At 63.4% G+C, this 12161-nt stretch carries 18 protein-coding genes; 5 read left to right on the forward strand and 13 right to left on the reverse strand.

Annotation, left to right across the window (positions count from 1 at the left end; all coding sequences use genetic code 11):
- Position 1 precedes the first annotated feature (1 nt).
- From FJ974_RS29875 to FJ974_RS29885, 3 genes are read left to right on the forward strand one after another with little or no spacing between them, the layout of a single operon-like run.
- A complete protein-coding gene (locus FJ974_RS29875) occupies positions 2–343 on the forward strand; it encodes a hypothetical protein (RefSeq protein ID WP_140533467.1) in 342 nt (113 codons plus the stop codon).
- A complete protein-coding gene (locus tag FJ974_RS29880; RefSeq protein ID WP_140533468.1) occupies positions 340–1218 on the forward strand; it encodes a cytochrome c oxidase assembly protein in 879 nt (292 codons plus the stop codon). Before FJ974_RS29875 ends, FJ974_RS29880 begins: the two co-directional genes overlap by 4 nt.
- Complete coding sequence (locus FJ974_RS29885) at positions 1199–1612, forward strand: c-type cytochrome (RefSeq protein WP_140533469.1); 414 nt, start codon at positions 1199–1201, stop codon at positions 1610–1612. The genes FJ974_RS29880 and FJ974_RS29885 overlap by 20 nt, the downstream gene beginning before the upstream one ends.
- Here the strand turns inward: FJ974_RS29885 and FJ974_RS29890 are convergent, their stop codons facing one another.
- The 13 genes from FJ974_RS29890 to FJ974_RS29950 form a co-directional block, all read right to left on the reverse strand.
- Entirely contained in the window at positions 1613–2419 is an 807-nt protein-coding gene (locus FJ974_RS29890; protein ID WP_140533470.1) for an ABC transporter permease, read from the reverse strand. It lies immediately after the preceding gene.
- Positions 2416–3141, reverse strand: coding sequence for an ABC transporter ATP-binding protein (locus FJ974_RS29895; protein ID WP_140533471.1), 726 nt, complete (start codon positions 3139–3141; stop codon positions 2416–2418). Before FJ974_RS29895 ends, FJ974_RS29890 begins: the two co-directional genes overlap by 4 nt.
- Positions 3138–4100 carry a PQQ-dependent catabolism-associated beta-propeller protein gene (locus FJ974_RS29900; protein WP_140533472.1) on the reverse strand — a complete coding sequence of 321 codons (963 nt, stop codon included), beginning with the start codon at positions 4098–4100 and terminating at the stop codon, positions 3138–3140. The genes FJ974_RS29895 and FJ974_RS29900 overlap by 4 nt, the downstream gene beginning before the upstream one ends.
- Entirely contained in the window at positions 4088–5308 is a 1221-nt protein-coding gene (locus tag FJ974_RS29905; protein WP_226891688.1) for a branched-chain amino acid ABC transporter substrate-binding protein, read from the reverse strand. The genes FJ974_RS29900 and FJ974_RS29905 overlap by 13 nt, the downstream gene beginning before the upstream one ends.
- Positions 5309–5491: 183 nt before the next feature.
- Complete coding sequence (locus FJ974_RS29910) at positions 5492–6001, reverse strand: ferritin-like domain-containing protein (protein WP_140533473.1); 510 nt, start codon at positions 5999–6001, stop codon at positions 5492–5494.
- Between the two features lie 72 nt (positions 6002–6073).
- Positions 6074–6940, reverse strand: coding sequence for a DUF3618 domain-containing protein (locus FJ974_RS29915; protein ID WP_140533474.1), 867 nt, complete (start codon positions 6938–6940; stop codon positions 6074–6076).
- Positions 6937–7329 (reverse strand): phage holin family protein, encoded by a 393-nt coding sequence (locus FJ974_RS29920; protein WP_140533475.1) that lies wholly within the window; start codon positions 7327–7329, stop codon positions 6937–6939. The genes FJ974_RS29915 and FJ974_RS29920 overlap by 4 nt, the downstream gene beginning before the upstream one ends.
- Positions 7326–7931: a hypothetical protein gene (locus tag FJ974_RS29925; protein WP_140533476.1), complete on the reverse strand. Its 606-nt coding sequence runs from the start codon at positions 7929–7931 to the stop codon at positions 7326–7328. The genes FJ974_RS29920 and FJ974_RS29925 overlap by 4 nt, the downstream gene beginning before the upstream one ends.
- A gap of 162 nt (positions 7932–8093) precedes the next feature.
- Positions 8094–8423, reverse strand: a complete 330-nt coding sequence (locus FJ974_RS29930) for a PRC-barrel domain-containing protein (protein ID WP_140533477.1) — start codon at positions 8421–8423, stop codon at positions 8094–8096.
- Positions 8424–8425: 2 nt separating this feature from the next.
- Positions 8426–8785: a hypothetical protein gene (locus FJ974_RS29935; RefSeq protein ID WP_140533478.1), complete on the reverse strand. Its 360-nt coding sequence runs from the start codon at positions 8783–8785 to the stop codon at positions 8426–8428.
- Positions 8785–10005, reverse strand: a complete 1221-nt coding sequence (locus tag FJ974_RS29940; protein WP_140533479.1) for an NRAMP family divalent metal transporter — start codon at positions 10003–10005, stop codon at positions 8785–8787. Before FJ974_RS29940 ends, FJ974_RS29935 begins: the two co-directional genes overlap by 1 nt.
- Entirely contained in the window at positions 10002–10436 is a 435-nt protein-coding gene (locus FJ974_RS29945; RefSeq protein WP_140533480.1) for a hypothetical protein, read from the reverse strand. Before FJ974_RS29945 ends, FJ974_RS29940 begins: the two co-directional genes overlap by 4 nt.
- Before the next feature lie 67 nt (positions 10437–10503).
- Positions 10504–10908 (reverse strand): DUF768 domain-containing protein, encoded by a 405-nt coding sequence (locus FJ974_RS29950; RefSeq protein WP_140533481.1) that lies wholly within the window; start codon positions 10906–10908, stop codon positions 10504–10506.
- 88 nt (positions 10909–10996) lie between these two features.
- Here FJ974_RS29950 and FJ974_RS29955 point away from each other — a divergent pair, with 88 nt between their 5' ends.
- Both FJ974_RS29955 and FJ974_RS29960 read left to right on the forward strand, forming a co-directional pair.
- Positions 10997–11761 carry a DUF4142 domain-containing protein gene (locus FJ974_RS29955; RefSeq protein ID WP_140533482.1) on the forward strand — a complete coding sequence of 255 codons (765 nt, stop codon included), beginning with the start codon at positions 10997–10999 and terminating at the stop codon, positions 11759–11761.
- On the forward strand, positions 11755–12060 hold the full coding sequence (locus FJ974_RS29960) for a low affinity iron permease family protein (RefSeq protein ID WP_319023065.1): 306 nt from the start codon (positions 11755–11757) through the stop codon (positions 12058–12060). The genes FJ974_RS29955 and FJ974_RS29960 overlap by 7 nt, the downstream gene beginning before the upstream one ends.
- The last annotated feature ends 101 nt before the right edge of the window (positions 12061–12161 follow it).

The raw sequence follows: 12161 nt of genomic DNA on the forward strand, positions 1-12161 counted from the left end.
GATGCGCGCGCTGCGGCTAGGCACGTCCTGGGGTGGTCTTTTGTCAGGACCTCTGGCCTGGGCAATCTCGACGCAGCTGAATTACGCACTTGTGCCCTGGCAGTGCAACCGCCAGGTGCCGCTCGTGCTCCCGGCAGCGCTGTTGCTCGCAGTATTGTCGCTGCTTGGCGCCGGGCTGTCGTGGCGGGCGAAGCGGCAAGGCGGCGCTGCCTTCAAGCCGCAGCGCACGCGCAGCACCGAGCGTTTCGTCGCCGATCTCGGCATCCTTGCGGCCCTGCTGTTTGCGCTCGTCATCGTCATGCAGGCAAGCGCCGCGCTCATCCTCGACGAGTGTCTGCGATGAGCTTCGAGGCCTTCTTCTCGACCTCGATCTGCTACGGCTCCGGCGCGCCCGACGCCGGATGGACGTTGGCGCTTCCCATCACGCTTCCCTTGGCAGCGCTCGCACTCATCTACGCGCTGGGCGCGGGCCGTCTATGGCGCCGCAGCGGCCGAGGCCGTCCGGAGCGGCTACGCCGAGCTCTGTTGTTCGCCGCCGGATGGAGCGTTCTGACTGTTGCGCTGGTCAGCCCGATCCATGCGCTCGGCGAGCGGGTGTTCTCAGCCCACATGATCGAGCACGAGTTGCTGATGGCCGTGGCGGCGCCTCTCCTTGTCGCCGCCTGCCCCGGCGCGGCCTTTATGTGGGCATTGCCGGCCACACTTCGCCGAGGCACGGGGAAGCTCACCCATGGCAAGATGCTGCAGGCGCTCTGGGCCTTCGCCGCTCGCCCGCTCAATGCGACAGTCATTCATGGGATAGCGATCTGGATCTGGCACATTCCCATCCTGTTCGAGGCAGCACTTCAGCAGGGCGTGCTGCATTATGTGCAACATGCGAGCTTCCTCGGCACTGCCTTGCTGTTCTGGTGGGTGCTTCTGCCGCGCTCTGGTCGACAGCAAACCTATGGCAGCTCCGTGATGCATCTTTTCTTCACCTCGCTGCACACCGGCCTGCTCGGCGTTCTCCTGTTGGTATCGCCAAAACTCTGGTATCCGGACAATGCCTCCGGCGCCGCGCTTTGGGGCCTGAGCCCGATCGAAGACCAGCAGCTCGCCGGGCTCGTGATGTGGGTTCCGGCCGGACTGATCTACGGCGGAGCCGCCTTGCTGCTCGCCGGCTTCTGGATAAGCAGCAGCGGAACCAGGGAGGCAACGCATGCGCTCCGGCCTGGTTAGGCTAATTGCCGGCGCTCTTGCCGCGATGCTGCTGCTGGCCGCGGTGACGGCGGCGGCCTTATGGACCGACCGGCTCGCGCGCGTCCGGCACGAGTCGGATGTGGCGACCGGCGGCGTGGGAGCGCGCGCCATTCCAATCATGACCGCCAATGGCTGCTCGGGCTGCCACACGATTGCCGGCGTGCCGGGCGCGCAAGGCCAAGTCGGGCCGCGCCTCGACGGCAGCCTCGCCGGCCGTGTCTATATTGGCGGCGTGCTGGCGAACAATCCCGAAAACCTGATCCGCTGGATCCGCTCGGCAAGGGAAATCAACCCGCACACGGCGATGCCGTCGACGAGGATCACCGAACAGCAGGCGCGCGATATCGCGGCCTACTTATATGCCCTGAGATGATCAACCCTCGCCGCCACGCCGTGACCACAAGCCGCGGCCTGGATCGTAGCCGACCACCGCCGCCAGGAAGAATGCCAACAGGCAGGCAAGAACGATGAGGGCGGAAATAGGATCGAGCCGCAGGTAGAGGGCGAAGCGGATCAGCTCCACCGCCGAGCTGAATGGGTTCCAGGCAGAGATTGTCGCCAGCACCGGACCGGCTTCGGCGAGCCGCCAGATCGGATAGAGCGCCGTCGAAGCGAAGAACATCGGGAAAATGACGAAATTCATCACGCCTGCGAAGTTCTCCATCTGGGTGCATATCGAGGAAACCAGCAGGCCGAAGGCGCCCAGCATAAGACCCGACAGAACCAGGGCCGGAAACACGGCAATGTAACCGAGCATTGGCGGCCGCACGTCCCACCAACGCGCTACGAACAGGAACAGATAGACCAGCGGCAGGCCGACGATCACGCTGGCCAGAAGGCGCGCGGCAAGCAGGTACCAACGCGGCAACGGCGCCGTCAGCAACAGGCGCATGCTGCCCATCTCGCGGTCGTAGACCATGGCCAGCGAGCTTGCCATGGCATGGAACAGCAGCATCATGGCTGCCAGCCCCGGGACCACATAGACCTCGTAGAGGACATAGGTCTGGTAGGGCGGCGTGATCGACAGGCCGAGCACCGAACGGAAGCCGGCGGCGAAGATCGCCAGCCAGACCAGCGGCCGCATCATCGCGGAGAACAGGCGCGCGCGCTGCCGCAGCGTGCGCAGTAGTTCTCGCCGCAAGATGCCCTCGAACGCCCGCAATGCGTGGTAGACCTTCATGGCGACCCCGTCAGCAAGGCGAATGCCTCCGCGATGGTTTCGACACCCAGCTCGGGCGCGATGCGATCCGCCCGGCCGGCCCAGCATACCTTGCCCCGATCCAGCACCACGACATCGTCGTCGGCTGCCACCTCTTCGAGGAAATGCGTCGCCCACAGAACGGCAATTCCACGCTCTCGGCAAAGCTTCCTCACATGCTGTTCGAGCGCGCGCCGTCCCGGCACGTCGAGCCCGGCGGTCGGCTCGTCGAGAAGCAGAAGGCGGGGCCCATGCATCAGCGCGCGCGCGATCTCCACGCGCCGGCGCTGGCCGCCGGACAGCGAGCGGACGGGATCGTCGATCCTGTCCAGCACCTCCAGGCGGCTGAGTTCCTCCATAGAGCGCCGCTTGCTCAGATCCGTGGGAAGCCCATGCAGGGCCGCGTGGTATCGCAGGTTCTCGCCGGCCGTCAGATCGAGATCGAGAGTAGGCAGTTGAAAGACGATGCCCATTTGGGCGAGCGCGGCGGAAGGATTGGCATTCATGGCCTGGCCGAAGACCTGCACCGATCCTGCTCGCGCGTGATAAAGTCCGGTGATCAGTGAGAACAAAGTCGTCTTGCCGGCGCCGTTGCGTCCAAGCAGGATGCACACCCTGCCTTCAGCCACAGCGAAGGAGACGCCCTGGAGAACCCGCTGGCTTGCGAAACTGTGGCCCAGATCCTCGACCGACAGGGCGTTCATGGCCCAATCACGACGCCCCACGGGCCGCGCCCCACCGGCAATGATTTCACCACCTCCTGATCCTGCAGGTCGATGAAGGAGATGTCGCCGGAGTTGCCGTTGGCGCTGATAAGACGTTTCTGGTCATCCGAGAGCGCGACATGCCAGGGCCGCTGGCCGACGAGATAGAGGCGCCGCACCGCGAGTGTCTTGGTATCGACCTGTGCAACTCTGTTGGCCGGGCCGAGCGCCACATAGGCGGTGGCGCCGTCGCGTGAGATCTCGATGCCGACCGCTTGCACGCCCTCGCGGCGGATCCCCGGCACCTCGAATTGTATCTTGCCGACTTGCTCGCGCGTTCCCGTGTCGAAAACCGTGACCGTACCGCGGATCTCCGAGGACACCCACAATCGCTTGCCGTCCGGCGAGAAGGCGGCCGCGCGCGGCCGCGTGTCAACCAGCACGTTGTCGATGAGGTCCAGCGTGCGGGCATCGATCAGATGAACCATGCTCGTGGTCTCGGAGGTGCAGGCCACGGTGCTGCCATCGGCGCTGACCGCCATGCCCTCCGGTTCGACCCCGACGTCCACCGTGCCTATGACCTTACCTGCGGCGATATCCACTATGGAGACCAAATTGTCGTTCTCGTTGGCCACAAAGAGCCGCTTGCCGTCCGGATGGGCGACGAAGAATTCCGGATCAGCACCCGAGGGCAATTGGCCAACCACCTGCCGCTTGGCGAGATCGACCACGTCAATGCGGTTGTCGTCGCCTTCGGCAACGAACAATGCTTTTTTGTCGACGGAAAGCGCGATTCCGCGCGGGCGCCGGCCGACATCGATCGTTGCCGACAGGGTCATCGCCGCCCCATCGACAACCGAGACCGTGTTGTCCTGCTCGTTGGAGACATAGATCGTCTCCGCGGCGGCAGGAGCAGCGAACCCGACGACCGCCAGCAGCAGCGCGATCAGAACTTGCATGTGCTCTCCTCGAGGTCGATGCCCAGCGTGTCGAGCGGGGTTCGCTGGTGCAGAAAGCCCGGCTGAGGCGAGCTGGAGACAAGTAGCCGGGCGCCGGCGATCAGAATGGGCTGGCGCATCTGCCCGTTCCACGGACGGAAACTCAGCCCCTGCCCCTTGAAGCCAGCAAGAAGGAAGTCCTCGCCGTGCAGATACTTTCCGATCGCAATCGGGTCGAGACTGTGCACGCGCGTTGCCGCCTCGCCGATGCTTCGCAGCGCAAGCCAGGCGGCGTAGTCGCTTGCCAGCATCCAGCGTCCGGCCTGCTTGTGGAAGCGATCCTGAAGTTGTGCGGCGCCCCACTCTTCGTTGACCGCGCTCCAGCCGGTCGCGACCAGGCCCTGCGTCCCGACCACCGGCCTCGCAAGAGCGGTGCGCCCCTCGAGAAAAGCGCCAAATTCATCGGCCTCATCGGCAACGACGAGCACATCATAGTCGCCGACCTGTGTGGCAGCAGGGATCTCGGTCTGCAGTGTGACATGTCCAGTGTCGGCGCGCCCGTTGGCCGGCCTGAAGGTCCAGGGCTGGTCGATAGTGATCTCTGCTCCGAAACGTGCCGCGGCGCGTCGAAAGGCAACCGCCATCGCCTGGTCCTCGGGATGCGGCCCGACCAGCAGGAACCAATGCTGCCAGCGCTTCCAGACGAGATATTGCGCCAGCCCGTCAGCGAGCATCGCGCGGCTCGGAATGGTGTGCAGCACGTTATTGCGGCAATCCTCCTGGCGGAGCCGCTCGTCAAGAGCGCGACTATTGAATAGAGTCATTCTCTCGGCGCCTGGGGCGTCGCTCGCCTGCAGCAACCGGTCGGCATCGAGATCGGCCACGACGAAGCTGATGCCCGCGGCTGCGAATTCCCTAACCGCTTCGGCTGGGGTCTCGCCAGGCTTGAGGACAATTTCGTGCAACCGGAATTGCTGACTGAGAAAGCGGCCGGTGCTGACATCGTCGGCGATGCCGAGCCGGGCACCTTGCAGGCCGTCGTCTGTGACGACCTCGTCTAATGGCCCGAGGGGCAGAGGTGGTTTGCGCTGTTCGCCGAGATAACCGATCACCAACGTCTGCGGCTCGGCCAGCCCGGGCGGGGCCATGGCGAGCAGCATGAGAAACGCCAGCGCCAGTCGCATCCGGCTCAGGTCGGGCAAGCCAAGTTGGACGTTCAATATCGGCACGGGGACTCCAGGACAGGAGCGACCCTAATGTTTTGAAAGAAGGAATGTTCCTGGATTGACGCGAACCGAGCCCGCCCCGTTCCATAATCGGGGCGGGCCCAAGCTTTCGACCGGTGGAGGGAGGACCGGCCGCGACCCTAACAGCTGGAAATCCCGATTGTTCCCGGGTGCGGTCCGCCCAAGTCAGCGTTTCGCGCTGTTGCTGTCGGCGTCGGCCCGCGTCAGGAACTTTTGCGTGACTTGCGGCAAGTTGCTCTTCAGCCACTCGGCCATAGCTTCCTCTTCGCGCAGGTTTTGTTCGCAAACTTGGGCAATTTCAGCCTCGCCCGCGGCGTTGGCCGCGGCGATGAGGATCGTATAGGACGCGATCTCCATATGTTCGAATGTATAGCTCGCCAGAGAGCCTTTCATGACCTCATCGCCGGCGAACACGCCGCTGATCGACTGCGCCGTGGCGGTCAGCTTGCCGCCTGCGTCCTTCAGGACGGAGGACCCTTCGTCAAGTTCGTCCAGGCAAGTCTTTAGCCGTCTTGCCTGCTCCTTCGTCTCTTCCAAGTGAGTGCGAACTCGCCCGCTGAGTTCCGGATAGTTCTCTATCCGGCTCAGTTGGCCGGACAGCATCGTCTCTGCTTGCTCCTCCATGGCATGGGCATCCCTCAGCCATTGGACCAGCCATTCGCGTGATTCAGACATCGTTGTCTCCCTGGATTAAAATAGCCGCACCGCTGATGATGCGGATCCTCCAACTCGTTGGTCGAAATACAACTAGGAGGTCTTGCCCGGCGAGGGTTCGGCGTCGGAAAGCTTCTCGCGGGCGGATTCATCGGTCTTGTTGGCGGCCGCCTTCACGACTTGGCTGACCTTGTCGGCCAGCGTACCTTCGCTCGCCGCCTGCCGCTCGGCTTCGTCGCTCGCCGTCTGGCCGGCTTCGGCCGCGACTTGCTTTGCAGCATCGAGGCCTTCTTTCAAAGTATCTTCGGCACTGTCCCGAAGCCTCTCGCGATAGGCACCCAATCGCTGGTCCTCGAACTCTGTGTGGGGCAGCATGGCGCCGATCGCGGCTCCGACTGCGAGACCGACAGCAGCTACCGCAAGAGGCTGATCCTGCAAAAGCTCCTGCGCGGAATGGCTGGCGCTCGTGGCCATATCGGCCGTAGCTGCCGTCGAGTTCGTGAGCGTGCGAGCTGCCCTGCTTGCCATGTCCGACACTGTGCCGGCTGCTTCGCTTGCCATTCCAGAAACGGTTCCGGCCGCCCCGCTGGCCGCTTCGGCAAGAGAGCCTGCCGCATCCGAAGCCGTCGAACCCACGCCAGCGCCGAATGCTGCGTGGTCGAGGCCATGACCGCGCCGCGCCGCGGCACCGGTCGCAGCCGCAACGGCGGAAGTGCCGCTGCCCAACATCAGCCAGGCCAGACCCGCGCCGATCACGGTCAACGGCAACGGATTGTCCCGCACTTGGGCCTTCAGGTTGTGGAGCATGTCGGAGCCAGCGCCACCCCTGAAAAGCCCAGTGAATTCGTCGAAGATCTGCCCGGGGGTCATCTTGTCGCGAATGGAGTCGGCGGTCGCCACCACCCTTGCGCGCGTGGCTTCCGCCTCGCGTTCGAGCTCGGCTGCGGATTTCTCGGTCATTTCGCTTGTCCCTTGATCACGTTCACGTCACGCTTGAGCTGTTCCTGTGTGCGGTCCGGCGCGAGCTCGGAGGGCGCCATGCTTGCCATGCCGGTCCGCAACAGGATCACGCCCAGCACGGCAACCACCACGCCGACGAGCAAAGCGGACCACCCGGCGCCCAGACCAAGGCGTGCCAGCGCGATAACGAGCGCCTGCAACAAAACCAGCAGCGCTGCGAGCAGGCATATCGCGCCGCCCAGCACCTCGACGGCGCCTGCGCCGGCCTTGGTCGCCTTCTCCGAGATTTCCGCTCTTAGGAGCCTGGCCTCCGTTTGCACGAGCGTGCTCACCTGTTGCGCCAGATCGGCGACCAAAGTGCCGAGACTTGGGCTGTCCTGAGTGTTCATTCCTTTAGCTCCGCTGCCTTCTTGGGAACGCCGCCGTCGAAGCCCCAGGTGGATGCCGCGTCATCCGACGGTCCGCTGGTTTGCCCGCCGGCCTGCCATGGCCCGGCTGTGCCCTGCGTCGGGCGGCCCGTGCCAGTCGGCGAAGCCTTTATGAAGCGACCGAGGGCCAATCCTGCCAGAACCGAACCGGCAAGAAGCGTTCCAGGATTCTGGCGGCCGAAGGACTGAACGTCTTCCAGTACCTGACCGAACGGCTTTTCCCTTAAGGACGACGAAAGCCTTTCCAAGCCGCCAGCGGCATCCAGCATGAATTTCGAAGCAGCCTTTTGATCCTTGTTGGCCAGGTGATCGCTCGCCGCCCGCAACGCCCCGCCGAGTGCCGCCAGGCTCGATCCGATATCACGCTGCCTATCCTCGGCCTTTTCGGATAGGACGTTTTGGGCCTCGGCGGCGTAGGCCCCCGCCCTGCGAGCGACCTCGTCGCGGCCATCGTGGAGTGCCTCGCTGGCGCTTTGGGTTTCTTGCTGGATTCGGTCAGAAACTTCGTCCTTTGCCTTGGCAAAATCGGCGGACTCGCGGGCCCGATCATCATCGCGCTGCATGGTGCCTCCTAGTGAAAGCCGAGGAATGAAAGCACCGCGAGCACAACGACGATCAGACCGATGAGATAGATGACACTGTTCATGGCGCGGACTCCTCGATGGCAGTCCAAACTTCGCGCCGGCTGCGATGTTCCCCCGAACGAGCAGTTTTTTAGCAACTCGTCACTTGCTCTCGGGCTGCGCCCTCAAAGCGGCAAACTCCTCGTCTGGGCAGAGCAGCCTGGGGCGCGTCGGATCGGAAATATCGATCTTATCCCAGGGAATGCGATAAAGGCCCTCGCGACGCCGCAGCAGGAAGAAGTCGAGCAATGCAGTGCCGATGGTCGAAGCCGATAAGCGCTCGAACGCAGCGAAGATGCCAACATGGAATTCGGTGACGACGAGGTCGCTGCCGTCCCGCTCGGCGATGATCTCCTCGATATAGCCGATACTCCTGCCGTGCTCGGAGAATACGCGCCTGCCGGCAAGATGCTCGAGGTGCACAGTCAACATCCTCACGCTCCCGGGATCCGGCCGACAACGTGTTCGCGCAGCCAGTCCTGCCAGGCGAAGATCCTGGTCCGGCGCACGTCGATGTCGAATTCGATGTCGACGCCGATGTCGCGCAGCTTGTTCCACGCGATCCGATGCGGCCTTGCCTGGCGCTTGCCGCTCAGTCTTGCTGCAAGACGCGCGGTCCATCGCCCGGGCCGCGGGCCAAGCCGGCGCGCCAGCGCAATCGAGCCAAGTTCGATGGCAATGACCCTCGGCGGCTTGCCCGGCCTCAGCTCGGCGACCAGGCCATCCACCTTGCCGACCTTGACGTTCTCGCGGTCGACGACCTGCTTGTCCAGGATATCGCGCAACAGCTGCATCAGGTGCCTCCGAATATCTGCAGCGGAATGGTCACCACGGCCAGCAGGAAGCCGAGCGCGATGATGAAGATGACGGCCGCGTTCGAAACGACGCCATTGCGATGCTCGCCGATATAGCGGTCGTCATTCAGCAGGAAAAGGAACGGCACGACCGTCAGCGGCAGGCTGGCCGCGGTCAGTGCCATCGAGAAGATGGTGAGCTTCAACGGATCGAGACCGAGCGCTATCGGAACGGCGGCGAGGAAGAGCGTCAGCGTGTAGACCAGGCTGAACCCCGGATCGTCGCGCGGCTTGAGATCCTGGCCCCAGTTCCAGCCGAACCCCTGCGCGACGACATAGGCCTGCTGCAAAGCCACTTCGAGCGTGGCGCCGAAGCAGGAGATGGCCAGCGAGGCGACGAAAAGGACAAAACCCCAAAAGCCGAATGTCGGGATCAGCATCAGCGGCAGCTGGTTGTAGTCGTCCACTTCGTTTACGCCATGAGCGCCAAGCACGAGCGCCGCCACGATCAGAACGCCCACCGAAATCGTTCCGCCGAAACTCATGCCGAGTCCGGCTATCGCCCGATTGGCGCCGAGATAGCTCTTATCCCACTGATCCTCGATCGCGCCAGAGGAATAGAACATGAAAAGGAAAGGAGATATCGAGGCGCCGAGAATGCTGACGGCCATGAACCAGTATTTTGCCGTGTCGTGGTGCGGCAGGCTGGGCACGGCGCCGATCGCCACCTCTTTCCATCCAGGGCGGAGCATCAGGGTTGCGACGACGAAGCAAAGCGTGACCAGGCCAAGCATCGACACCCCCTTCTCGATGAGGCCGAATGTGCCTTTCCACAACAGCAGCCAAGCCAGGAAAGCCACCGGCAAGGCCCACCATTGAAAGCTGATGCCCGTGGCAAGCTCGGCAGCGAGAGCCACCCCGCCTATCTCGGCGGAAAGCACCAGGAAGTTGACCAGCAAGGTAGCAAGCAGCGGCCAGATGAACGCATTGAAGCCGAACCGTTCGCGGATGCCATCGGCGATGGTGTGATGGCTGACGGCGGCGAAGCGACCGGCCATCTCGACCAGGAAGATGATGCAGATGGTACCGAGCACGACCGCCCAGATGAGCTGGAAGCCGAACAGCGCGCCGGCCTGCGCCGCCGTTGCCATCGACCCGACCTCGAGAAATCCGCCGACGCTGGTGACGACACCAAGCGAGATCTCCAGCAGCTTCTTCATCGTTCCGGCGAGAAATATCGTCGATAGGCGGTGGCGAGGTCCCCCTGCGCGGCAAGAAGCTCCTGTTGCGCCTGTCCAGCCTGCGCGTGCTGTTCGGCCTCGACTGCGCCCTTGGCGCGGTTTGCTGCGTTCGACAGCCGGCTGATAGCGGCTGCTAACGCATCTCGCTTTGCCGGGTCCGAGGAAGACGTCGATTCCACTTGCCGGCCCGCCGCGACGAGTGTCTCGGCGAAGGACTGCAATGCGGAGGACGCATAACGGGACGGCGCGGCGCCGGAGAGCCAGGCGTCGCTCATCAGCACTGCCGCCTGGCCCGTCGAGGCCGCAAGCTTAGATTGCTGGTCGACGGTTTCAGACGAGGAACAGGAGGCAAGCGCCAGCGCCAGCAGGGGCAGGAAGGTCCGGCTCGGCCGGGCAACGGTGCGCAACATCTTATCCTCGCTGCAATCGCTTGAAATTACGCATAAAGCCGCAGCTAAGGGAAAGTTCCCGCTGGCGCTAACGCTCGGATTTCGCGTTCTCAGCCCTGGCCGATGGCTTTTGCTTGGCGAGTTCGCGATCCACTGTCCTGCGTGAACCTTCCGCGGGATCTTCTTGCGGCAAGCGCCCGTGCGTCTCAGGCTCGACGGCTTCCAGCGCATCGATGATCGGCGCCAGCGAACTCTCCTCATCGCGATTCGGTTCCGTCTCCGCATTTTCCTCGGCGGCTCTATCGAGCGCGCGTTGGATGGCGTCTTCAATGTTGCCCAGCTCCTGCTCCCGCACTTCGCGACCATAGCCGGCGGCATCGGCGTCCTGCTCGAACTGCTGCGCCAGCATCGGAATACTGATCTCGGTTTCGGGCGGCACGTTGCCGACATTTTCCTCCAGCCAGCTGCGCAGGAATTCTTTCGTCGCGTTCATGGAGCACCTCCTCGCATCGAATAACCGGACCATGCCGCCGATGTTCCCGTAAATTCGAATCGCGAGGAACGAACGGCCGGATGGACGGTTGAAGGTCGAAGATCCGGCGAGGCATTCCATGACTTCCCACCACGACAGCATTTCACGGCAGCAGGACGGCCCCGCCCCGAGCCAGGCAACACTCCTGTTCCAGCCAGCCCACTATCTCCATCAACGGCCTGATGAGACAGTCAGCTTTTTCCTCGGTCGCCGGGAAACCGCGCGCAAAGACGGTCAGGACATAATCATGGAGTTGAACACAAGCGGCGGCGATGCTGACGCCGCGCGCCGCATCGCGCTGGAGGTTCGGCTCTTCCGCCGGCATTCCAGCCAACTGGCCCTCGAACGGTCCGGCGATGCGACGAAGGCCCTCGCCAAGCAGATGTTTACCGATCACGAGAAGACCACCGCCGATTTGAAGGGTGTCATGACCAGCGGAAAGGTAAAAGCCACCCTTCCGACGGCGATGACCCACAAACAGCAGTCGTCCCTCAACGATTTGAAGGCGCTGCAGATCAATGACTTCACCAAGCAGTACCGCTCCGATCAGGTGGGCGCCCACGCGGACACGGACGATCTCTTCAAGCGCTACAGCGAGGATTGCGAACAGGCCAGCATGAAGGCCTGGGCAGGGGCGACATTGCCGCCTCTGCAGCACCACCTCGCCATGGCGAACGAACTAATAAGCAGGCCTGCCTGGTCTCGGCGACAGGCAGATAGCGCAGGGCCTTGCGCTGCCGACCGGCTCGGCAAAACCCGGATCGCTCTCAGTCGTTCTCAGCCATGGCAAGACTGCAGCTTCGACAAGTGCTGACGACTGTCGGGACGCTGACGTCACGACCGGCGGCCTTTCTGGTTCTGGGAGGCTACACCGTCTCTTGGCTTGTCTTTGAGCGGGAAACGCTTGACTGGCACGGCGTGGCGACGCTGATCACCTGGGCGATGACGCTGCTTATCCAAAGGGCCGAGCATCGAGACACCCAAGCCCTGCAGGCGAAACTGGATGAACTGATCAAGGCGAACGACAAGGCCAGCAACGAGATCACCAAAACGGACGACAAAGAGCCGGAAGAAATCGAACAGATGCGTAATTCCGGGCAAGGCAGGAGTTGACGTCTCTCGTCGCGCGCTCAACGCAGAATGCTTTTAGAACAGCATGGTTGTGAGCGAGGCAACGCGCCGTCATCGATATTCTTGGAGCGATGCCGCTAGCC

It is taken from the genome of Mesorhizobium sp. B1-1-8 (assembly GCF_006442795.2).
Lineage (GTDB): Bacteria > Pseudomonadota > Alphaproteobacteria > Rhizobiales > Rhizobiaceae > Mesorhizobium.